The organism is Streptomyces sp. NPDC088387 (genome assembly GCF_044753385.1).
Lineage (GTDB): Bacteria > Actinomycetota > Actinomycetes > Streptomycetales > Streptomycetaceae > Streptomyces.
The window spans coordinates 1-21810 of the sequence record NZ_JBIVNC010000012.1 but is presented as its reverse complement, the minus strand read 5'-3'; the positions used below and the strand labels follow the sequence as shown (position 1 = coordinate 21810).

Genomic DNA, 21810 nt, shown 5'->3' with positions numbered 1-21810 from the left:
CGAACAACCCCGACGGCGCCGCACCCGAGAACGAACCCCGGAAAGCTAGTCGGCAGCCGGCAAGGCGGCCTTCGGCCTCTGCCAGCCACGAGAACCCCTGGCCCGCAACCACGCCGTCATCTCCCCGGAGGGCATCGCGGCGGCGACCAGCCACCCCTGCACCGCGTCACACCCCAGATCCCGCAACCGCTCCCACGTCTCGTCGTCCTCCACCCCCTCGGCGACCACCAGCAGCCCCAGCGAGTGCGCGAGATCGACCGTGCACCGCACGATCTCCGCGTCCTCGTTGTCGATGGCCAGCCGCGCCACGAAGGACCGGTCGATCTTCAGCTCGCTCACCGGCAGCCGCCGCAGATGCACCAGCGACGAGTACCCCGTACCGAAGTCGTCGAGCGACATCTTCACCCCGTGCCCAGTCAGCCCGGCGAGGGTGTCCGCGGCGCGCTGCGGATCCTCCAGGAGCACATGCTCGGTGATCTCCAGTTGGAGCGCTCCCGCGGGAACTCCGTGCCGGGCCAGCCGCGCGGCGACGGAGCCCGCGAAGCCGGGGGTGTGCACGTCGCGCGGTGAGACGTTCACCGCGACCGGCACGAACAGTCCCTGTGCGCGCCACCGGGCGACCTGGGCGAGCGCGGTGTCCAGCACGTACTCGGTGAGGTGGGGCATCAGGCCGGAGGACTCGGCGATCGCGATGAACTCGTCCGGCGGCACCTTCCCGCGCTCCGGGTGCGCCCAGCGCACCAGCGCCTCCAGGCCGGCCACCTGTCCGTCGAAGCGGACCTTCGGCTGGTAGTGCAGTTCGACCTCGTGCGCGTCCAGGGCGCGGCGCAGGTCGGCCAGCAGGCCGAGGCGGTCCGGGGTGTTGGAGTCCCGCTTGGACTCGTACACCTCCACACCCGTACGGTCCCGCTTGGCCTGGTACATGGCGACGTCCGCGCGGCGCAGCAGGCCCTCGGCGTCGAGGGCGTGGTCCGGGAAGACGGCGACGCCGGCGCTGGCCTCCAGGACCAGGGTGAGTCCGTCCAGGTCGAGCGGGGAACTGAGGGCGGCGACGATGCCGCGGGCGATTCGGGTCGCGGACGTCGTGGAGTCGGCGACCGGCAGTAACACGGCGAACTCGTCGCCGCCGAGCCGCGCGGCCTCCGCACCCCGGGGCAGTGCGACGCGCAGCCGGTCGGCGGTCTGGAGCAGCAGCCGGTCACCGGCGAGATGGCCGAGGGTGTCGTTGACCGAGCGGAAGCGGTCGAGGTCGATCAGCATCAGGGCGGCGCGGGCGCCGATGCGGTCGGCGTCGTCCAGCGCGGTCCAGATGCGCTCAAGGAGCCACTGGCGGTTGGGCAGTCCGGTGAGCGGGTCGCGCAGTTGTTCCTCGGCGCGGGCGCGGGCCATCCAGAGAGTGGAGTCGAGGGCGATGAGCGGGATCGCGAACAGCGGCAGCAGGATCGGCTTGGCGACGGCGATCACACAGATCAGCGGAGCGATGCCGAGCAGGGCCACGGCGACCAGACCGTGCCGGACGAGGGTGCTGCGGGCGACCGTGGGCAGTCCGCCGGAGCGGGGGGCGTGCAAATACCACAACAGCGCCCGGGTGACGACGAGATAGGCGAGGGCCACGAGGACGACCTCGGTGGCGGTGTAGACGGTCCAGGTCTCGGGGAGCCAGGGGCGCTCCACCGTGGGGACGCGGCCGAAGGCGGCCAGCAGCAGGGCGGCGGAGCCGATGCCGAGGATGTCCACCGCGCCGTGCAGGACACCCTGCCGCCAGCGGTGGCGCCTGGCTATCCCGACCAGGACGACGGTGGTGAGGCTGACCATGCCGGCCGGCACCCAGCCGTACAGCAGCAGGACGGCGAGGGTGAGGGCGGCGCCCGAGCCGGTGCCGCCGCCCCAGCGGGCCCGGCCGAGCATCACCAGGTGGCCCACGATGAGCCCGGTGAGCACGGCCAGCGACCAGCCGACCGCGCCGGACGGGAAGAGCGCGTGGTTGCCGGTGAACGCGCGGTAGAAGCCGGCGCCGAGGAGAAAGGCGGCCGAGCACACGACCGCCGCGGGCAGCGCGGGCCAGGACAACTGCCGTTCGCCGTCGCTGTCGTCGTCCGCCAGCGTGTGGGAGTGCACAGGGCCGAGCGGTACGGTGACCGGCGCGCCGGTCCGCCCCGGCTCGCTCCCCGGTGCCCCGGCCCCCCGCCACGCGGTGAGGCCCCCTCGCCAGGCGCCGGCCACTCGGCGCAGCCGTGACTCCGGGGCGGCGCTCTCGGTCGGTTCCATTCCCGTCCCTCTCACAGCCGGCGGTGCCCACGCCACGCGGCCCGATGCCACTCGTCCATCAACGGCACCGCGTCGGAAAACGCTTCCCCTGCTCCTGAACAGCACGGGAATGCCCCGACCGCAGCTGGGCACGGCAGGTGCACACCTCAACAGTAGGCCGCGGAAGGCTTCCACGGGCAGCGGTCGTCGACGGTTGCCCGAATGCGCCCCGGCCACCCGTATGCATCTGATATGCGCCGTACGGGTGGCCTTCAACCGCTACTCCTCGACCGGAAGCGCGGCCTCGGACGCGGCCTCGGGACCCTGTTCGAGCAGGACCTTGAAGCCGTCCTCGTTCAGAACGGGCACCTTCAGCTGCATCGCCTTGTCGTACTTCGAGCCCGGATTGTCCCCCACGACGACGAACGCCGTCTTCTTGGAAACCGAACCGGTCACCTTTGCTCCACGCCGCTGAAGTTCTTCCTTGGCGCCGTCGCGGGTGAAGTTCTCCAGGGTGCCGGTCACCACGAGGGTGAGGCCCTCCAGCGGGCGGGGGCCCTCGTCCTCCGTGGAGCGCTCCTCCTCCAGCCGGACGCCCGCGGCCTTCCACTTGCGCAGGATCTCCTGGTGCCACTCCTCGGCGAACCACTCCTTGAGGGAGGCCGCGATGATGGCGCCGACGCCGTCCGTGTCGGACAGCTCCTCCTCGGTCGCCTGCTCGATGCGGTCGATCGAGCCGAACGCCCTTGCCAGCGCCTCGGCGGCGACCGGTCCGACGTGGCGGATCGACAGCCCCGTCAGGACGCGCGCGAGCGGGCGCTCCTTGGCGGCGGCGATGTTCTCCAGCATCGCGAGCGCGTTCTTCTTGGCCTCGCCCTGCTGGTTGGCGAAGACCGTGACGATCTTCTCCTCGCCGGTCTTCGGGTCCCGCTTGGGCAGCCCGCTGTTCTGGTCGAGGACGTACGCCTTGATGGGCAGCAGCTGCTCGATCGTGAGGCCGAACAGGTCACCCTCGTCGGTCAGCGGCGGCTCGGCGGGCTCCAGCGGCCTGGTGAGGGCTGTCGCGGTGACATAGCCGAACTGCTCGATGTCCAGCGCCCTGCGGCCCCCGAGGTAGAACAGGCGCTCGCGCAACTGGGCCGGGCAGGCGCGGGCGTTGGGGCAGCGCAGGTCGATGTCGCCCTCCTTCATCGGCCTGAGCGGTGTGCCGCACTCGGGGCACTCGGCGGGCATCACGAACTCGCGCTCGGTGCCGTCGCGCAGGTCGGCGACCGGGCCGAGGATCTCCGGGATCACGTCACCGGCCTTGCGCAGCACCACCGTGTCGCCGATCAGCACGCCCTTGGCCTTGACGACCTCCTGGTTGTGCAGCGTGGCGAACTCGACCTCCGAGCCGGCCACCGTGACCGGCTCGACCTGGGCGTACGGCGTGACGCGGCCGGTGCGGCCCACACCCACGCGGATGTTGATCAGCTTGGTGTTGACCTCCTCCGGCGCGTACTTGTACGCGATCGCCCAGCGGGGCGCGCGGGCCGTGGAGCCGAGCCGGCCCTGGAGGCGGATCTCGTCGAGCTTCACGACGACACCGTCGATCTCGTGCTCCACCGAGTGCCGGTTCTCGCCGTAGTACGCGAGGAACTCGCGGGCGCCGTCGAGGTCGTCCACCACCCGGTTGTGCGGGGAGGTGGGCAGGCCCCAGGTCTTCAGCAGGTCGTACGCCTCGGAGAGCCGGGTCAGGCCGGTGAAGCCCTCCAGGGCTCCGATGCCGTGCACCACCATGTGCAGTGGGCGGGTCGCGGTGACCCGCGGGTCCTTCTGGCGCAGTGAACCGGCCGCCGCGTTGCGCGGGTTGGCGAACGGCTTGTCGCCGGCCTCGACAAGACGGGCGTTGAGCGCCTGGAACTCCTCCATCGGGAAGTAGACCTCGCCGCGGATCTCGACCAGGTCGGGGACCTTGTCACCGGTCAGCCGGTCCGGGATCTCGGCGATCGTACGGACGTTGGAGGTGATGTCCTCGCCGGTGCGGCCGTCGCCGCGGGTCGCCGCGCGGGTGAGCCGGCCGTGCTCGTAGGTGAGGTTGACCGCGAGGCCGTCGACCTTGAGCTCGCACAGGAAGTGGTACTCCTGCTCGCCCAGCTCCCGGCCGATACGGTCGAACCAGGCGCCCAGCTCCTCGTCGTTGAAGGTGTTGTCGAGGGAGAGCATGCGCGAGCGGTGCTCGACGGCCGTGAACTCCGTCTCGTACGAACCGGAGACCTTCTGTGTGGGCGAGTCCGGGGTGCGCAGCTCCGGATACTCGCCCTCCAGCTCCTCCAGGGTGCGCAGGAGGCGGTCGAACTCCGCGTCGCTCACCACCGGCGCGTCGTTCACGTAGTACCGGAAGCGGTGCTCCTCGACCTGCTCGGCGAGCCGGGCATGGCTCTCCCGGGCCTCGGCGGGCACCGCTGTGGAATCCGCTTGCTTGTCGCCGGCCACCGTATGGTCCTCCCGTTACTCAGGGTTGTCCGCGAGGGATCTCGCCGCCCGGACGCAGTGGGCGAGAGCCTGCCGCGCGTACTCCGGGGAGGCGCCCGCGAGTCCGCACGACGGCGTGATGGTGACCGCCTCCGCGAGAAGCCCCGGATGCAGCCCCAACCTGCGCCACAACGTCCTGACACCCATGACGCTACCGGCAGGGTCCGACAACGGGCCGTCCGTACCCGGCACGACACCGGCGAACAGCCGGGTGCCGGCCTCCACCGCCTCCCCGATCGCCTCGTCGTCACGTTCGGTGAGCAGTGCGAAGTCGAAGGAGACGGCCGTGGCACCGGCCCGGCGCAGCAGGGCGAACGGCACGTCCGGTGCGCACGAGTGCACCACGACCGGCCCGTCCCCGTGAACCCCGACGACGTCCCGGAGGGTGGCCTCGACGGTCTGCCGGTCCACGGCCCGGTGGGTGCGGTAACCGCTCGCCGTACGGACCTCTCCGCGCAGTACGGCCGTGATGCCCGGCTCGTCGAGCTGGAGCACCGGCGTCGCGCCCGGGATCCGGCGGCGGACCTCGTCGAGGTGCTGCCGCAGCCCCTCGGCGAGCGAGGCGGCGAGGTCGCGGCAGGCGCCGCGGTCGGAGAGGGCGGACTGGCCGTTCCTCAGCTCCAGCGTGGAGGCGAGCGTCCACGGGCCGACCGCCTGGACCTTGACCGGCCCCTCGTAGTCCTGGGTGAACTCCTCCAGCGCGTCCAGGTCCTCGCCCAGCCAGGAACGGGCCCGTTTGCTGTCCCGGCCCGGCCGGTCGCCGATCCGCCAGCCGCTGGGCTCCACGCGCGCGTAGACCTCGACGAGCAGGCCGGCGGTACGGCCGATCATGTCCGCGCCGGGGCCTCGGGCCGGCAGCTCCGCGAGGTACGGGAAGGCGTCGAAGGTGCCGGTGACTGTCTTGGCGGCTTCTCTTGCGTCGCCGCCGGGCATCGAACCGATGCCGGTGGCTCCGCCGGTTTGCCAGGGGGTTGTGTTGCTCACCCCCGCAGCCTACGTAACCGTTGTGGGTGGTCGGCGTCCTCCGGGAGCTGCGGCCCCGGGCCCCCCTTTGGCCTGGACGACCTCGTCCTCAAGCGCCGGACGGACTGGGAGGGCGCCGGCGGGCCTGTCAGCTGCTGGGGCGGACCGTCACGTTCGTGATTTCCGCGTCTCTCGGGAGGTCCAGGGCCGTCACGATCGTCGTCGCCACCGACTCGGGGTCGATCCACTTCGACGGGTCGTACTCCCTGCCCTCCTGCTGGTGGACCTTGACCTGCATGGGGCTTGCCGTGCGGCCGGGGAAGACCGAGGTCACGCGGACGCCGTGGGGGTGCTCCTCGTACCGCAGGGAGTCGGCGAGGGCCTTGAGGCCGTGCTTGGAGGCGGCGTACGCGGACCAGTCGGCGTGGGCGTTGAGGCCGGCGCCGGAGTTCACGAACAGGACCTGGCCGCGGGCGGTGCGCAGCTGGGGCAGGAAGAGGCGGGTCAGCTCGGCGGGGGCCACGAGGTTCACGGCGAGCTGGTGCTGCCAGCTCTTCGGGGTCAGCTCGCCGACCGGGCCGAGGTCGACGACGCCGGCGATGTGCAGCAGGGAGTCCACGTGCTCGGGAAGCGTCTGGTGGGACAGGGCCCAGCTGAGCCGGGAGGGTTCCGCGAGGTCCCCCACGAGGGTGCGGGCGCCGGGGAAATCGGCGGCCAGCTCCTTGGCGCGGCCCGCGTCGCGCGCGTGCAGGACGAGTTCGTCACCGCGCGCGTGCAGACGGCGGGCGACGGCCGCGCCGATGCCGGAACCGGCCCCGGTGATCACATGTGTAGCCATGCCCGCCATGCTCGCATCAGGCCGGATCAGACGATGCCCCGGCTCTCCTCCAGGTAGGCCAGGGCGCCGACCGGCTCCTCGGCGAACAGGACCAGGCCGGTGAGCGGGACCGGCAGGAAGCCCTCGTCCTCCATCCGCCGGAACTGCTGCTTGAGGCCGTCGTAGAAACCGGCCGTGTTGAGCAGGACCACCGGCTTGTCGGTGTGGCCGTGCTTCTTCAGTTCCAGGATCTCCGTGGCCTCGTCGAGGGTGCCGGTGCCGCCCACCATGATCACCACGGCGTCGGACTTCTCCAGGAGCAGCTTCTTGCGTTCGGCGAGGTCGCGTGCAATCACCATCTCGTCCGCGTCGGTGCGCGCCCGGTCGGCGAGGAACTCCACGGAGACGCCCACCAGGCGGCCGCCGCCCTCCCGTACGCCGTCCGCGACCACGTTCATCAGGCCCTGCGCGGAGCCGCCCCACACGAGCGTGTGCCCGCCCTTGCCCATCAGCTCGCCGAACTCCCGCGCGGGGCGGGTGTAGCGGTCGTCGAGGTCGGCGGCGGAGAGGAAGACACAGATGTTCATGGCGCCACGGTACGCGGGAAGAACGGGGGCTCCGCGAGTGCTTTTCCCTCCATGAGCCAAGGACACACGATCACCATCGAGCAGAGCACACAGCGAGTGCGGGCGGTCCGGGACGGCCAGGTGCTGGCCGACAGCTCCAAGGCCCTCGTGCTCCACGAGACCGGCTGTCCCGCGCGGTACTACATCCCGGCCGAGGACGTGCGCCTCGACCTTCTCGCCCCCTCCGACACCCACACGTTCTGCCCGTTCAAGGGCACGGCGTCCTACTGGTCCCTGCCCGACGCCCCCGACCTCGTCTGGGGCTACCCCGACCCGAACGCCGACGTGGCCCGGATCAAGGACCACCTCTGCTTCTACGAGGTGGAACTGGTCTGAGGCGGAACCGGTCTGAGGCGGAACCGGTCCAGGGCCTGCCCTAGACCGTCGCCGGTGTCGCGCGCGTGGTCGAGGCGATCGTCGCCGAACCGACCACGCGCGTGCCGTCGTACAGCACGATCGCCTGGCCGGGGGCCACGCCGCGGACCGGCTCGGTGAAGCGCACCCGCAGTTCGCCGTCGACGAGCTCGGCCGCGACCTGGGTCTCGCCGCCGTGGGCGCGCAGCTGGGCCGTGTAGGTGCCGGGTCCGGACGGGGCCGTGCCGCACCAGCGGGGCTTGAGCGCGGTCAGCGCGGAGACGTCCAGGGCGTCGGCCGGGCCGACGGTGACGGTGTTGTCGACCGGGGAGATGTCCAGCACGTAGCGCGGCTTGCCGTCCGGGGCGGGGGTGCCGATCCGCAGGCCCTTGCGCTGGCCGATCGTGAAGCCGTAGGCGCCCTCGTGGGAGCCGAGGCGGTTGCCCGCCTCGTCGACGATGTCGCCCTCCGCGCGGCCGAGGCGGTTGGCCAGGAAGCCCTGGGTGTCGCCGTCCGCGATGAAGCAGATGTCGTGCGAGTCGGGCTTCTTGGCGACCGCGAGGCCGCGCCGCTCGGCCTCCGCGCGGATCTCGTCCTTGGTGGTGAGGGTGTCGCCGAGCGGGAACATCGCGTGCGCGAGCTGCTGGTCGTCGAGGACACCGAGGACGTACGACTGGTCCTTGGCCATGTCGGACGCGCGGTGCAGTTCGCGGCCGCCGTCGGCGGTGCGGATCACCTGGGCGTAGTGGCCGGTGCAGACGGCGTCGAAGCCGAGCGCCAGGGCCTTGTCCAGCAGGGCGGCGAACTTGATCTTCTCGTTGCAGCGCAGACACGGGTTGGGCGTACGGCCCGCCTCGTACTCGGCGACGAAGTCCTCGACGACGTCCTCGCGGAACCGGTCGGCGAGGTCCCACACGTAGAACGGGATGCCGATGACGTCCGCCGCGCGGCGGGCGTCGCGGGAGTCCTCGATCGTGCAACAGCCCCGCGCGCCCGTGCGGAAGGACTGCGGGTTCGCGGAGAGGGCGAGATGGACGCCGGTCACGTCGTGGCCCGCCTCGGCGGCGCGGGCGGCGGCGACGGCGGAGTCGACGCCTCCGGACATGGCGGCGAGGACGCGAAGGGGGCGGAAGGGCTGCGGGGTGTCAGTCATAGCCCTTCCAGGGTAAGGGGACGCGGGAACCAGAGCTCGCGAGTATCCGTTGTGGATCTCATGGAGCAGTCGAAGGGGAGGGCCGGCGGACGGATCGGCCGGCGTTCACTGATCATCGGGGGCGTCGCGGCGGCCGTCGGCACGGGTGCGGTGCTGGCGCGCGATCCGCTGTCGCGGATGTGGTGGCAGGTGCCCGGTGTGGAGAAACCGCGGGTGGCGGGTGCCGTGGACTACCGGGGGGCGCGGTGGATCGCGGCGTCCTCGGCGAACTGGCGGCGGGCGGATCGGCCCGACGACTTCTCGGTGGACATGGTGATCATCCATGTCACGCAGGGCAGTTTCGACAGTGCGGTGAAGGTGTTCCAGGATCCGGGGCACGGGGCCGCGTCGCACTACATAGTGCGCGACGACGGTCACATCACGCAGATGATCCGCGAGCTGGATGTGGCGTACCACGCGGGTAACCGGGAGTACAACGAGCGCAGTGTCGGTATCGAGCATGCCGGGTTCGTGGACCGGCCCGAGGACTTCACGGACGCGATGTACGAGGCGTCTGCGCGGCTGACGGCGGGGATATGTGCGCGGTACGGGATTCCGGTGGACCGGGAGCACATCATCGGGCACGTGGAGGTGCCGGGGACGGATCACACTGACCCGGGCCCTCATTGGGACTGGGACCGCTACCTGACCCTGGTCCGCCAGGCGGCGACAGCGCCCTCCCCCAACACGTCGGAAGCAGCGACCTGACGCCCGGTGGGGCGCGTTGAAGGGGTCGTCGCCCGACCGCGGCCCGGTGGGGGCTGGTCGCGCAGTTCCCCGCGCCCCTAGGGGGTTGCAGCACCGCCACTGAGAAGGCGCCGGAGCCCCGCGCCCCCCTAGGGGCGCGGGGAACTGCGCGACCAGCCACGACGGCACCGCACCCGAAAAACAACCCTTTCAGGGGCGCGGGGAACTGCGCGAACAGCCCCCGCCGGGCCGCACCCGAAAAACAACCCCCTCAGGGGCGCGGGGAACTGCGCGGACCGTTGGCTAGGTCAGGCCCGCCGCCCGCGCTCGTTCGACCGCCGGGCCGATCGCCTTGGCCACCGCGTCCACGTCCGCCTCGGTCGACGTGTGGCCGAGGGAGAAACGGAGCGTCCCCCGGGCCAGGTCCGGATCCGTGCCCGTGGCGAGCAGGACATGACTCGGCTGAGCAACCCCCGCGGTGCACGCGGAGCCCGTAGAGCACTCGATTCCCTGCGCGTCGAGGAGCAGCAGCAGAGAATCCCCCTCGCACCCCGGGAAGGTGAAGTGGGCGTTGGCCGGAAGACGCCCACCCGGCTCCGGGTCACCCCCCAGAATCGCGTCCGGCACAGCCGCCCGCACCGCGGCGACCAACTGGTCCCGCAACATACCGATCTCCCGCGCGAACCACTCGCGCTGCCCCGCCGCCAACCGCCCCGCGACCGCGAAGGACGCGATGGCGGGGACGTCCAGCGTGCCGGAGCGGACATGGCGCTCCTGGCCACCCCCGTGCAGCACGGGCACCGGCGTGTACTCCCGGCCGAGGAGCAGCGCCCCGATGCCGTAGGGCCCACCGATCTTGTGCCCAGAGACGGTCATCGCGGCGAGGCCGGACTCGGCGAAGGAGACCGGGACCTGGCCGAAGGCCTGGACGGCGTCGGAGTGCAGCGGGACGCCGAACTCGGCTGCGACGTCGGCGAGTTCACGGACCGGCATGATCGTGCCGATCTCGTTGTTGGCCCACATCACGGTGGCGAGGGCCACGTCGTGCGGGTCGCGGGCGATGGCCTCGCGCAGGGCGTCGGGGTGGACGCGGCCGTACGCGTCGACGGGCAGGTACTCGACGGTCGCGCCCTCGTGTTCGCCGAGCCAGTGCACGGCGTCGAGGACGGCGTGGTGCTCGACGGGGCTGGCGAGTACCCGGGTGCGGGCCGGGTCCGCGTCGCGCCGGGCCCAGTACAGGCCCTTGACGGCGAGATTGTCCGCCTCGGTGCCGCCGGAGGTGAGGACGACCTCGCTGGGCCGTGCGCCGAGCGCTTCCGCGAGGGCCTCCCGGGCCTCCTCGACGGTGCGGCGAGCGGCACGGCCGGCTGCGTGGAGGGAGGAGGCGTTGCCCGTGATGCCCAGCTGGGCGGTGAGGGCCTCTGCCGCCTCCGGGAGCATCGGCGTGGTCGCGGCGTGGTCGAGATAAGCCATGGTGTGCCGATTCTACGGCCGCGGGGTACGGACCTTCGCCACGGGGACGCCGGTATGACCGAACACCGACGGCGTCCGGGCAACGGGCCTAGAAACTCCAGGAGATCGTGTTGTCCGCCTGCATGAAGGCGGCGAGCACCAGCAGGTCGGCGACGCCCAGGCCCATGCCGAGGAGGGCGCGCCCCCGGCGCCCGGTGCCGCGCCAGAGGGAGACCGCGGCGAGCACGATGGCCGTCGGGCCCAGGACGACGTTGAGGACGAGCAGGCCCAGCAGGCCCAGGATGAAGGAGGCCACGGCCATGCCGTCGGCGTCACGGACGAGGGGACGGCGGCCGGTGGCGGTGTTGGTCGGTGCGGTGAGCTGCATGACATGACTCCCGACGGGGTGCGTGGCGAACGGCCGGTTCAGTGCGTCGACGCGCGGCGGCCGTGCCGCTCGCGCAGCGCGAAGACGCCGAGCCAGACGCCGATCACGGTGGCGGCGACGAGGGTGAAGGTGAGCGGTGCATGGGCGACGGTGCCCATGACCAGGCCGAACAGGAGCAGTGCGGCGACGAGGAACAACATGGGATCGCATCCCCCTCCAGCGGTAACACTTGTTCACTGACTCCTCAGTCTAGCGCGCTGAGGGCTTGGCGATTACGGAGAACAGTTGTTAACTGCATGGCATGAGTCACACCCTCGGCGTCCGGCAGGCCCAGAAGCAGAAGACCCGGCAGGCGCTCCTGGACGCGGCGTTGGAGCTGCTGGCGGAGCAGAGCCTGAGCAGCCTGGGGCTGCGCGAGGTCACCCGTGCCGTGGGGGTCGCCCCGACCGCGTTCTACCGCCACTTCCGCTGCACCGCGGATCTGGGCGTCGCGCTGGTCGACGAGGCGCTCGGCAGTCTGCATCCGCTGATCCGGGCGGCGGTCGGCGGCACCGAGGACAGTGACCAACGCATCACCCGTGCCGTCGAGTTGATCGAGCGGCATGTCGCGGCCCACCCCGCGCACGTCCGGTTCATCGCGCGTGAGCAGCACGGGGGTGTGCAGCGGGTGCGTACGGCGATCCGCGACCAACTCGCCCGTTTCACCGAGGAGGTGCGGGAGCAGCTGGCCCAGGACCCGGAGTCGGCCGGATGGTCCGAGGACGAGCTGCGGATGCTGGCCGGCGTCTACGTCGACCAGATGCTGATCACGGCCTCACGCTTCCTGGAAGCGGTGGAGGCGGGTGCGGCGGGCGAGGAGGAGCGCCGCCGGCTGAGCCGCACGGCGGCCGACCAGCTCCGGCTGATCAGCCTGGGCCGCACACACTGGAGGGATTGATCCGGCGGGCGTCAGCCCAGCCGTACGCGTGCCAACTGCCGTGACTGCGCGACCAGTCGGTCCGCGCTGTCCCAGACCTCGGCGTCCTCCTCCAGATAACCGCCGGCCAGGTTGCGTGTGGTGATCGAGACGCGGACCGGGCCCGGCGCCGGAAGGGCGCGTACGTGGACGGTCAGCTCGACCGTGGGGACCCAGCCCTTGACGCCGAGTTCGAAGGCGGTCGGCGGGAGGGCGTCCACGGCGAGGAGCAGGGAGAACGGGTCGGGGTCACGGCCGTCGGCCAGGCCGAACCAGGCGCGCATCTCGCCCTTGCCCGACGGCTGTCCGAGCGCCCAGCCGAGCGTCGCCGGGTCGAGCTTGATCATCAGCCGCTCGGCGATCGCCGGCGGGTCGGAGACGGGCCGGGCGCCGGGGGCCGGCGGGGGCGCGTCCTGCCGCCCGAAGCACTGGTCGATCGGCGGCATGTCCGGCGGTACCGCCGTGGTGTGCACGTCGTCGGGGAGGGCGGCGAGGTCGCCGTAGGAGGCGAGGACCCGCATCCGCTCGATCTCGGTGCCCTGCTCGTCGTACTGGAAGAGCGAGGCCTGGCCGGTGGAGAGGGTGCGGCCGGTACGGACCACCTCGGTGCGGACCACCGCCGGGCCGGGCAGGGTGGCCGTCAGGTAGTGCGCGGAGATCGTGAACGGATCGGAGTGCGGCAGGGCGTCCGCGAGGGCGCGGCCGAGGACGGCCAGCAGATAACCGCCGTTGACAGCACCGAAGATCGTCCAGTCGGCGGAGAACTCGATGTCGTAGACGCCCGCGTCGCGCCGGGTGACGGCGCTGTCGCGGTCGAACTCGCTGTCACCGACGGTCGCCTGGAATGCCTGAGCCATGCCGGTACCGTACAACAGCAAGATACTAAGCGGTAGCTTTTTGTGGTTCTTCCTCGCGGACCGTCGAACGGCGGTTCCAGGCGCGCGGCGCCCGCCAGTGGTAGCGCATCGCGAGCAGCCGCAGCGCGAAGGCCGTGACCGCCGCGAGTCCGCTGGTCAGCGGGGACAGGACGTCGTACTCGATGCACAGGACGACCATGACGGAGCCGACGATCGCCGGGACGGCGTAGAGGTCGCGGTCCCAGCGCAGCAGCGAGGGGACCTCGTTGGCGAGGACGTCCCGCAGCACACCGCCGCCGACCGCCGTGGCCAGGCCCAGGGCCGCGGAGGCGTGCAGGCCCAGTCCGTACTCGTAGGCCTTGGTGGTGCCCGCCACGCAGAACAGGCCGAGGCCCGCCGCGTCGAACACGTTCACCCCGGCCTGGATGCGCTCCACCTGCGGGTGCAGGAAGAAGACGAGCAGGGCCGCGACGAGCGGGGTGAGGAAGTAGCCCAGGTCCGTGAAGGCGGCCGGCGGTACCGCGCCGATCACCACGTCCCGGAACAGCCCGCCGCCCAGTGCGGTGACCTCGGCGAGGACGGCGATGCCGAAGACGTCGAAGTTCTTGCGGACCGCCAGCAGCGCGCCGGAGATGGCGAAGACGAAGATGCCGACCAGGTCGAGCGTGTGCTGGACGGATGGGGTGAACAGTTGCTGGAGCACCCCGACATTCTCACCCAGCAGCGAGCCCCCGCCTTGATTCGCAAGGCGGGGGCTCGCCGGGGCACTGCTTACTTGCCGTCGGACTCCTTGGCAGGAGCCTCGGCGGGCTTCTCCTCGGACACCTTCGCGGGCTCGTCCTTGGACACGTCCGCGGCCTGCTCGGCGGACGTGTCGCCGGAGGCCACCGCCTTCGCGACCGCCGCGCTGGTCTCCGCGGACTCCGCGAGGACCTTGTCGGCGACCAGCTCGGCCGCCTCCTTCGCCACGGTCAGCAGCACGGTGTCCTGCGGCGCCTGGTCGGCGAAGTTCTCCGGGTGGTGGCACGCCACCTGCTGCCCGGGACGCAGCTCGATCAGCGGCGGCTCCTGGGTGGTGCAGATCTGCGTCGCCTTCCAGCACCGGGTGTGGAAGCGGCAGCCGCTCGGCGGCGCGATCGGCGAGGGCACGTCGCCGCGGAGGAGGATGCGCTCGCTCTTGGCACCCCGGCGCTTGGGGTCCGGGACCGGCACTGCCGACATCAGGGCCTTGGTGTACGGATGCATCGGTGACTCGTACAGCGAAGTGCGGTCTGCGAGTTCGACGATCTTGCCGAGGTACATCACCGCGATGCGGTCCGAGACGTGCCGGACGACAGAGAGGTCGTGCGCGATGATCACATAGGTGAGGCCGAGCTCCTCCTGGAGGTCGTCCATCAGATTCACGACCTGCGCCTGGATCGACACGTCGAGAGCGGAGACCGGCTCGTCCGCCACGACCAGCTTCGGCTTCAGCGCGAGCGCGCGCGCAATGCCGATGCGCTGGCGCTGACCGCCGGAGAACTCGTGCGGGTAGCGGTTGTAGTGCTCGGGGCTCAGACCCACCAGCTCCAGGAGCCGCTGGACCTCCCTCTTGACCCCGCCCTCGGGCTCGACGCCCTGGAGCCGGAACGGCGCCGAGACGATGCCGCCGATGGTGTGCCGTGGGTTCAGCGAGCCGTACGGGTCCTGGAAGATCATCTGGATGTCCCGCCGCATCGGGCGCATCCCGGCCGTACTCAGCCGCGTGATGTCCTTGCCGTCGAAGTGGATCAAGCCGCTGGTCGGGTCCTGGAGCCGGGTGATGACCCGGCCCATCGTCGACTTGCCGCAACCCGACTCACCGACGACTCCGAGGGTCTCGCCCTTGCGTACCTCGAAGTCGATGCCGTCGACCGCCTTGACCGCGCCGACCTGCCTCTGGAGCACGCCCTTGCGGATCGGGAAGTGCTTCTTCAGGCCCTCGACCTTGAGCAGCACCTCACGCTCCACGGTCGCGGTTGCCCGAGTCGCGGCCTCGTCCGGTTTCTTCGTCTCACTCACAGCTTCGGCGCAATCTCTTCGGTCCAGATCCGCGTGCGGTCCTCCGGCGAGAGGTGACAGGCGGAGAAGTGTCCGCTGCCGACCGGCTGGAGCTCCGGGCGCACGGTACGGGTGACATCGCCCTTGGGGATGTCCGCGTACGGGCAGCGCGGGTGAAAGGCACAGCCCGAGGGGACGTTGATGAGGCTCGGCGGCTGGCCCTTGACTGGGATGAGCCTGTCGGAGGTCTCGCGGTCGATGCGGGGCATCGAGCCGAGCAGACCCCAGGTGTACGGGTGCTGCGGTCGCTCGAAGACATCGTCGACGCTGCCCCGCTCCACACACCGGCCGCCGTACATCACCAGGACGTCGTCGGCGATCTCGGCGACCACGCCGAGATCGTGTGTGATGAGGACGACCGCGGAGCCGAACTCCTTCTGCAGATCCCGGATGAGGTCGAGAATCTGCGCCTGGACGGTCACGTCGAGAGCGGTCGTCGGCTCGTCCGCGATGAGGAGTTCGGGGTTGTTGACGAGCGCCATGGCGATCATCGCGCGCTGACGCATACCGCCGGAGAACTCGTGCGGGTAACCGTCCACGCGCTTGGCCGGCTCGGGGATACCCACTCGGTCGAGCATCTCGATGGCACGGGTGCGGGCGGCCTTCTTGCTGACGTCGTGGTGGACCCGGTACGCCTCCACGATCTGGTTGCCGATCGTGTAGTACGGGTGCATCGCGGACAGCGGATCCTGGAAGATCATCGCCATCTCGCGACCGCGCAACCGGCGCACGTCGTCCGGGTCGGCGGAGACCAGTTCCTTGCCGCCGAGCCAGATCTCGCCGGACATCTGTACGTTCTTGCCGCGCGCGCCGAGCCGGTGCAGACCCATGATCGCCAGGGAGGTGACAGACTTGCCGGAGCCGGACTCACCCACGATGCAGAGCGTCTTGCCCTTCTCCACCTGGAAGGTGAGCCCGTCGACGGACTTGACCAGACCGTCATCGGTGGGGAAGTGCACCTTGAGGTCACGGACCGCCAGGAAGGCGTCGTCGGGAGCGTTCCCTGGCGAGGGCTCGCCCAGGGCAGCGCCAGTCTTGGAAAGTTCGGTCACGAGAGCCTCACCCGCGGGTCGGCGGCGGCATACAGCAGGTCCACCAGAAGATTTGCGACAACGACGAACAGCGCGGCGAGCAGGGTGACGCCCAGAATCGGGGGCAGGTCGTTGTCGGTGATTCCCTGCACCGCGTACTGGCCGATGCCTGGCAGCGAGAACACAGTCTCGGTGATCACCGCGCCGCCGAGCAGCAGGCCGAGGTCCATGCCGAAGATCGTGATGATCGGAGTGAGCGCGGCCCGCAGTCCGTGCCGGGTGACGACCCTGCGCTCGCGCAGGCCCTTGGCACGGGCCGTGCGGATGAAGTCCTCGTTCATCGTCTCCAGCATGCCTGAGCGGGTGAGCCTGGCATAGATGGCGGAGTACAGCAGCGCGAGCGAACACCATGCCGGGAATAGCGTGTTCGCCCATTGGGCAGGGTTCTCGGTGAAGGGTACGTAGGTGCGTCCGAAGATCGGCCACTGAAAGGTGAAGAGGAACAGCGCGAGCTGACCCGTGAAGAACATGGGCAGCGAGACACCGGCGAGCGCAACGCCCATGAAGGCACGGTCGAAGAAGCTTCGGGGCCTGAGTGCGGAGACCACGCCGATCAGCACACCGGACACCAGCCACATCACGGCAGCGCCGACGGCCAGCGAGAGAGTCACCGGAATGCGCGAGGTGAGCTGCGGCCACACCTCGACGTGGTTCTTGAAGGAGTAGCCGAAGCACGGCGCGCTGCAGTGCGTCGTGGTGGGGCCCAAGTCATAGGTGGCGCCGGCCACGATCCCCTTGATGAAGTGCCAGTACTGGAGGTAGAGCGGCTGGTCGAGACCCAGGTTCTGCTTGACCGCGGCAATGTCCGCCTTCGTCGGACTCTTTCCGATGTACTGCTGCGCGAGCTGGTCGGCGGACTGGCCCGCCAACCGCGGAAGCAGAAAGAAAATCGCGAAGGTGACCGCGGTGACGACCAACAGCAGGATCACTGCCGCGAACGTCCGACGGAGGATGTACGAGATCACGGGGATCGGCGCTGGTGCCCGCCGGCCTCACGGCCCGCGGGCACCAATGCCTTCACCTGCCTTCCGGGGCTACTTCTTAGTCGTGCCGATGTTGAGGTAGTCGTACTGACCGCTGAATGCCGCCGTGGACACCAGGTTGGTGAAGTTGGCCGGCCGGTACAGCAGGACCTTGAAGTAGGTCAGCGGAACGAGTGCTGCCAGGTCCATCGCACGCTTGTCGATCTGTGCGTACAGAGCGTTGCGCTCCGTGGGGCTCTCGGTGCCGATGGCCTGCTCCAGCTTCTCGTTGATCTCCTTGTCGTCAAGGTACGAGAGGTTGGTGTTGCCGGAAGCGCCGATCGCGTCACCGTGCAGGATCTGCTGGAGGAAGCCGTAGCCGGACGGCCAGTCGGAACCCCACTGCATCATGTGCAGACCGATGTTCTGCTTCTTGTCGAAGCTCGGCACACCCGCGTAGTCGGTGAAGTACTTGCCCGACGGGTACTGCTTCAGGCTGGCGTTGATGCCGACCTTCTTCAGCGAGGCGATGATCGCGGTGGCCGCGTCGATCTCCTGCGGACGGTCACTGCGGGCCGAGATGTTGGTGGTGATGCTCGACTCGCCGCAGGCCTGCAGCTGCTCCTTGGCCTTCGCGGTATCGCCCTTGTTGCCCTCGGTGGCGTAGACGTCGGCCTTCTGGTAGCCCGGGATGTCTGGCGGAAGGACAGTGGTCGCGACGTCACCGCGGATCGGACCGCCCTCGGCGGTCTGCACAGAGACCTTGTCGATGGCGTACTCAACGGCCTTGCGGCACTCGACCTTGTCGAATGGCGCGACCTGGGTGTTGATCGCCATGTAGACCAGGCGGCCACCGTAGGTATTGTCCGTGTTGGCCTTCAGCGAGGCGTCGTTGACGACCTTCGCTTGCGTCGCGGCCTGGACACCGGTACCGCCGAGGTCGATCGCGGTACCCGCCTGGACGTCCTGGTCGATCGTCTCGGCGTTGACCTTGAGCTTGACAACGATCTTGTCTGGGTACTGCTTGCGCAGCGGGTCCGTCGAGGCGTCCCAGTTCTCATTGCGGACGAGGACGGCCTGCTTGCCCTCGTCGTAGCTCTCGAACTTGTACGAACCCGACGACACGATGTTCTTGACGTAGTCGATGCCGGTGTCCTTGGCCTTCGGGACCGGCGCCGTCTGCGGCGTCGCGACCAGGTAGTCGAACTCCTGGAAGGCACGGTTGAGGTGGAAGACCACCGTCGTGTCGTCCGGCGTCTCGATCGAACTCAGGCCCTCGGCGCTCTTGTCCTTGTAGGGGCCCTTGTACTTGTCGCCGCCCTCAAGGAACTGCTGGAAGTAGTTCGGGCCGAGGGACAGCACGTCGCGCGCGAAGTTGGAGCGCTCGACGGCGTACTTGACGTCCTTCGAGGTGATCGCCGTGCCGTCCTGGTACTTCAGGCCCGAACGCAGCTTATACGTCCAGGTCTTGCCGCCGTCGCTCGGCACACCCTTGCTCGCCGCGAGGTCCGGGACGAGTTCGTTGCCCTCCTCGCCCGCGCCGGGCTTGAAGGTCATCAGCGGGCGGGCGTAGAGCCGGCTGAGGTTGTACATGTACGCGTAGTACGTGTTGCCGGGGTCGAAGGAGTCCGGGACGTCGGCGTACTCGTAAGTGACCGTCCCGCCCTTCTGGGTGGAGGCGTTGACGACACCCTTGGTCGCTGCGTTGGCCCCAGCCGACTTGGTTTCGTTTTCGTTGTTGTCATCGGCCTTGCTGCAAGCCGAAAGCAGCAAGCTCACACTGCCGATGGCCGCGACCGCGGCCAGCGCTGACCTTCGCATGATGGTCTGCTTCCCCTCCATTGTCGGAAATCTTTGGGGCTCTCGTCGCGGCCGCGGGTCAGCGGCTGCGCGGGTCGAGAGCGTCACGGAGACCGTCACCGAGCAGATTGAATGCCAGGACGGTCACGAAGATGGCGAGACCAGGAACGATCATGTACTGGGGATCTACCTGGTAGTAGTCGACCGCCTGGTTGATCATGCCGCCCCAGGACGCCTGCGGGGGCTGAATGCCGACGCCGAGGAAGCTCAGGGACGCCTCGAAGAGGATGTTAGTCGGGATGAGCAGCGTCGAGTACACGATGATCGGGCCGACGAGGTTCGGCAGCAGCTCCCGGAAGAGGATGTACGGGCCCTTGGCCCCCATGCCACGCGAGGCGTCGACGAACTCCCGCTCGCGCAGTGCCAGCGTCTGGCCTCGCACGATACGGCCCAGATAGGGCCAGTTGAAGAAGCCGATGACGAAGATCAGCACGGAGATGTGCAGCGGCAGGCCCTCCAGCCCGAAGGCACCGCCTTGCAACGTCGCCGAGATGGCGATCGCGAACAGCAGGAGGGGGAACGCCAGGAAGGTATCCATCAGCCGGCTGATGATCGTGTCGACGCGGCCGCCGTAGTAGCCGGCCACGACGCCGAGAATCGCACCGATCGTGTTGGACAGGATCGTGGCGCCGAAGGCGACGACCAGCGAGACCCAGGAGCCTTCCAGGATGCGGGTGGCGATGTCACGACCGAACTTGGGCTCCACACCGAGCGGGTGGTCCCAGCTCATGCCGCCCCAGCCGCCCTTGGGCAGAGAGGTGTTGGGGTCGATCAGATCCTGGTGGAGCGCGTTGGGGTCGAGGCCGAAGAGGGCCTGGATGGGCCGGGAGAGGACCGCGAGGAGGATCAGCAGGATCACGATGACCCCGCCGGCGACGGCAACCTTGTCCTTCTTAAATCGCGACCAGGCGATCTGCCCCAGGGAACGACCCTCGATCTGCCCCTTGCCGACGCCGACGAGTACAGCCTCCGGCCGTGCCTCGGCTTGCGCCCCGGTGGTCTCGATCGGTGCGGTCACAGTGACCTGACCCCTCTCGCCGGTGGTGACCGGCCTACGCCTGCCGCTGTGAGCGGATTTGGTTCGATTTACTGGCTGGTGCCGGCCACGGATACGTGGCCCGCGCTCCGGCGACTTGCGCGACTTGCCAGCTTTCGCCTGTGCGCGACACCCGACACCCGCGTCGGGAGTCTTCAACGTCTCCGCGATCACCCGCCAGGGCTGCCCGGGAAAGTATGCGCAACCGTGATGCAGTGCCAGACATTCCGTTATCCGATCACGCCTTCACGACTTTCGGTGTCTCACCCCTCGCGACCTGGTCGTTGCCGGCTCAGGTAACAGCAAACAGCTTTGATACACCCCGCACCGCGTGACAGACGTCACAGCCACACCACCCCGCACCCTATCCCCTCCACTCCCATCCGTTCCGAAACGGACAATTTGGACACATCGACACCTCCTCTGACAGTTAAATTTTGCGAACTTTAGGTATATTCGAGGAGGGATGAAATGTCGTTCGCGAGAGGTTTTTACCATCCCAGCGCGGCCTGACAAGTTCCCTCTCGTCAACGCATTCCAGATAACCGGAAAGCGAGGAAACAGAGAATCGGAAGAATACCTCAATTTGCAACGAAGAAAAAGCGGTCCCCGGCCGCCGCACCTTCACCTACTACACGGTGAAGAAGCTGTCGGGCGCCACCTACAATTCCCGTCTCCGGATCACTCTCGAGACGATCACCTCGCAGTCCTCGACCTGGAAGGCGAAGGTCGGAGGCAGCCTCGCTGAGGAATCGGCCAGGCCGGCTACGAGCTGACGAACGCCGCAAGCATGGGCGTGAGCGTCACCAATGTGCTGGTCTTCGACCCAAGAAGCACGGTTACGCCCGGCCGATAGTCCGGACTCACCGCTTCGGCGTCTACAAGTAACGGCGAGCGTGGAACTGCGCGCAAGTCCCGGGCTCTACCATGTGGGTTCTGACCGGCAGCACGCCGTCCCAGCACTGGGCGGAATGCCAGATCAAAAGCACGAACGGCTGCACACCCAAGCCGGTAAACCCGACCAAACATCGGTTCAGCGCCACCACTGAGTGAAATCCAGAGCGGTTTGAATAAACTCGCTTGCACGCCCAGTGCAGCCGTTTTCCAGGTGACCGAGCAGATTTATCACGCCGAATAAGCACCGAGGCATGGAACACATGCGAATGCAAATGATCGATGTGATCATGTCGGCCGGAGTGCTGGCGACCCCTCCCACGGCCGCCGAGCAGGCGGCAGCAGCACCAGCCGACACCGTCGCGGCGCATGCCTGCCCTCCCGGTAAGTCATCCGGCACCTGGAGTGGGGCCACCGAGGGGGCCCGCACTGACCCATGGCTCGACCAGGCAGTACTCCGGCACACCGCGGCGGGTGACGGCCGGTTCGGCCCTCATCACCACGGTCGAGGCGACCGTGACCGGCTCGCTGAAACCCACCACCGCCGTCGCCGGCCTGGAAGCGAAGACAGAACCCGACATGGTCGCCAGGGGGAAGACAAGCCCGGCGTCCCTGACCGCCACCGCCCGCGTGAAGAGTGGTTGAGCTGGACCACTCTGGCCGAGGTCACCGTGAGCAGTGGGGGAGCACCGGACGCCGCTCGGCCCGCCCTCCGGACGGACGACGGGACTTTCGAAACACGCCCTAGTCTTCTGAGTCGGGAATTCTGTTCAGATAAGAGGCGAGGCGTTCAAGGATCTCGTCTGCGGTCTTGGTCCAGAGGTAGGGCTTGGGGT

Annotated in this window: 20 protein-coding genes; 4 read left to right on the top strand and 16 right to left on the bottom strand. The window is 69.2% G+C overall.

Annotated features, from left to right (window positions below; all coding sequences use genetic code 11):
- Positions 1 to 45: 45 nt before the first annotated feature.
- The 5 genes from ACIQAC_RS28690 to ACIQAC_RS28670 all read right to left on the bottom strand — a co-directional run bounded on the left by ACIQAC_RS28690 (position 46) and on the right by ACIQAC_RS28670 (position 7128).
- Complete coding sequence (locus ACIQAC_RS28690) at positions 46 to 2268, bottom strand: putative bifunctional diguanylate cyclase/phosphodiesterase (RefSeq protein ID WP_402195760.1); 2223 nt, start codon at positions 2266 to 2268, stop codon at positions 46 to 48.
- Positions 2269 to 2526: 258 nt separating this feature from the next.
- A complete protein-coding gene (gene ligA / locus ACIQAC_RS28685; RefSeq protein WP_402195758.1) occupies positions 2527 to 4722 on the bottom strand; it encodes an NAD-dependent DNA ligase LigA in 2196 nt (731 codons plus the stop codon).
- Positions 4723 to 4737: 15 nt separating this feature from the next.
- Positions 4738 to 5745 carry a methionine synthase gene (locus ACIQAC_RS28680; protein ID WP_402195756.1) on the bottom strand — a complete coding sequence of 336 codons (1008 nt, stop codon included), beginning with the start codon at positions 5743 to 5745 and terminating at the stop codon, positions 4738 to 4740.
- 127 nt (positions 5746 to 5872) lie between these two features.
- Positions 5873 to 6571 carry an SDR family oxidoreductase gene (locus ACIQAC_RS28675; RefSeq protein ID WP_402195754.1) on the bottom strand — a complete coding sequence of 233 codons (699 nt, stop codon included), beginning with the start codon at positions 6569 to 6571 and terminating at the stop codon, positions 5873 to 5875.
- A gap of 17 nt (positions 6572 to 6588) precedes the next feature.
- Positions 6589 to 7128 carry a TIGR00730 family Rossman fold protein gene (locus ACIQAC_RS28670; protein WP_402195751.1) on the bottom strand — a complete coding sequence of 180 codons (540 nt, stop codon included), beginning with the start codon at positions 7126 to 7128 and terminating at the stop codon, positions 6589 to 6591.
- A 51-nt stretch (positions 7129 to 7179) separates the two neighbouring features.
- Between ACIQAC_RS28670 and ACIQAC_RS28665 the strand changes: the two genes are divergently transcribed.
- The gene (locus tag ACIQAC_RS28665; protein ID WP_402195750.1) at positions 7180 to 7503 is read left to right on the top strand and encodes a DUF427 domain-containing protein; all 324 of its coding nucleotides are present in this window, start codon (positions 7180 to 7182) and stop codon (positions 7501 to 7503) included.
- Positions 7504 to 7543: 40 nt separating this feature from the next.
- Here ACIQAC_RS28665 and mnmA read toward each other — a convergent pair whose 3' ends face one another.
- Entirely contained in the window at positions 7544 to 8674 is a 1131-nt protein-coding gene (mnmA, locus tag ACIQAC_RS28660; RefSeq protein WP_402195747.1) for a tRNA 2-thiouridine(34) synthase MnmA, read from the bottom strand.
- Positions 8675 to 8734: 60 nt separating this feature from the next.
- Between mnmA and ACIQAC_RS28655 the strand changes: the two genes are divergently transcribed.
- The gene (locus tag ACIQAC_RS28655; protein ID WP_402195745.1) at positions 8735 to 9421 is read left to right on the top strand and encodes an N-acetylmuramoyl-L-alanine amidase; all 687 of its coding nucleotides are present in this window, start codon (positions 8735 to 8737) and stop codon (positions 9419 to 9421) included.
- Positions 9422 to 9703: 282 nt separating this feature from the next.
- Here the strand turns inward: ACIQAC_RS28655 and ACIQAC_RS28650 are convergent, their stop codons facing one another.
- From ACIQAC_RS28650 to ACIQAC_RS28640, 3 genes are all read right to left on the bottom strand, one after another.
- On the bottom strand, positions 9704 to 10873 hold the full coding sequence (locus ACIQAC_RS28650; RefSeq protein WP_402195742.1) for a cysteine desulfurase family protein: 1170 nt from the start codon (positions 10871 to 10873) through the stop codon (positions 9704 to 9706).
- A gap of 88 nt (positions 10874 to 10961) precedes the next feature.
- Entirely contained in the window at positions 10962 to 11240 is a 279-nt protein-coding gene (locus tag ACIQAC_RS28645; RefSeq protein ID WP_402195739.1) for a DUF4190 domain-containing protein, read from the bottom strand.
- Between the two features lie 38 nt (positions 11241 to 11278).
- The gene (locus tag ACIQAC_RS28640) at positions 11279 to 11440 is read right to left on the bottom strand and encodes a hypothetical protein (RefSeq protein WP_402195737.1); all 162 of its coding nucleotides are present in this window, start codon (positions 11438 to 11440) and stop codon (positions 11279 to 11281) included.
- A gap of 101 nt (positions 11441 to 11541) precedes the next feature.
- On the opposite strand from ACIQAC_RS28640, the gene ACIQAC_RS28635 reads away from it, so the two are divergent.
- Positions 11542 to 12177, top strand: coding sequence for a TetR family transcriptional regulator (locus ACIQAC_RS28635; protein WP_402195735.1), 636 nt, complete (start codon positions 11542 to 11544; stop codon positions 12175 to 12177).
- Positions 12178 to 12188: 11 nt separating this feature from the next.
- Here ACIQAC_RS28635 and ACIQAC_RS28630 read toward each other — a convergent pair whose 3' ends face one another.
- From ACIQAC_RS28630 to ACIQAC_RS28600, 7 genes are all read right to left on the bottom strand, one after another.
- Complete coding sequence (locus ACIQAC_RS28630; RefSeq protein WP_402195732.1) at positions 12189 to 13052, bottom strand: thioesterase family protein; 864 nt, start codon at positions 13050 to 13052, stop codon at positions 12189 to 12191.
- 25 nt (positions 13053 to 13077) lie between these two features.
- A complete protein-coding gene (locus tag ACIQAC_RS28625; RefSeq protein WP_402195731.1) occupies positions 13078 to 13755 on the bottom strand; it encodes a trimeric intracellular cation channel family protein in 678 nt (225 codons plus the stop codon).
- 68 nt (positions 13756 to 13823) lie between these two features.
- Complete coding sequence (locus ACIQAC_RS28620; protein WP_402195728.1) at positions 13824 to 15092, bottom strand: ABC transporter ATP-binding protein; 1269 nt, start codon at positions 15090 to 15092, stop codon at positions 13824 to 13826.
- On the bottom strand, positions 15089 to 16183 hold the full coding sequence (locus ACIQAC_RS28615; RefSeq protein ID WP_402195727.1) for an ABC transporter ATP-binding protein: 1095 nt from the start codon (positions 16181 to 16183) through the stop codon (positions 15089 to 15091). The genes ACIQAC_RS28620 and ACIQAC_RS28615 overlap by 4 nt, the downstream gene beginning before the upstream one ends.
- Positions 16180 to 17187, bottom strand: coding sequence for an ABC transporter permease (locus ACIQAC_RS28610; RefSeq protein ID WP_402195725.1), 1008 nt, complete (start codon positions 17185 to 17187; stop codon positions 16180 to 16182). Before ACIQAC_RS28610 ends, ACIQAC_RS28615 begins: the two co-directional genes overlap by 4 nt.
- Before the next feature lie 69 nt (positions 17188 to 17256).
- Positions 17257 to 19026: an ABC transporter substrate-binding protein gene (locus ACIQAC_RS28605; RefSeq protein ID WP_402195724.1), complete on the bottom strand. Its 1770-nt coding sequence runs from the start codon at positions 19024 to 19026 to the stop codon at positions 17257 to 17259.
- Between the two features lie 37 nt (positions 19027 to 19063).
- Positions 19064 to 20062: an ABC transporter permease gene (locus tag ACIQAC_RS28600; protein ID WP_402195722.1), complete on the bottom strand. Its 999-nt coding sequence runs from the start codon at positions 20060 to 20062 to the stop codon at positions 19064 to 19066.
- 1386 nt (positions 20063 to 21448) lie between these two features.
- Here ACIQAC_RS28600 and ACIQAC_RS28595 point away from each other — a divergent pair.
- Complete coding sequence (locus tag ACIQAC_RS28595; RefSeq protein ID WP_402195720.1) at positions 21449 to 21619, top strand: hypothetical protein; 171 nt, start codon at positions 21449 to 21451, stop codon at positions 21617 to 21619.
- Positions 21620 to 21810 lie beyond the last annotated feature (191 nt).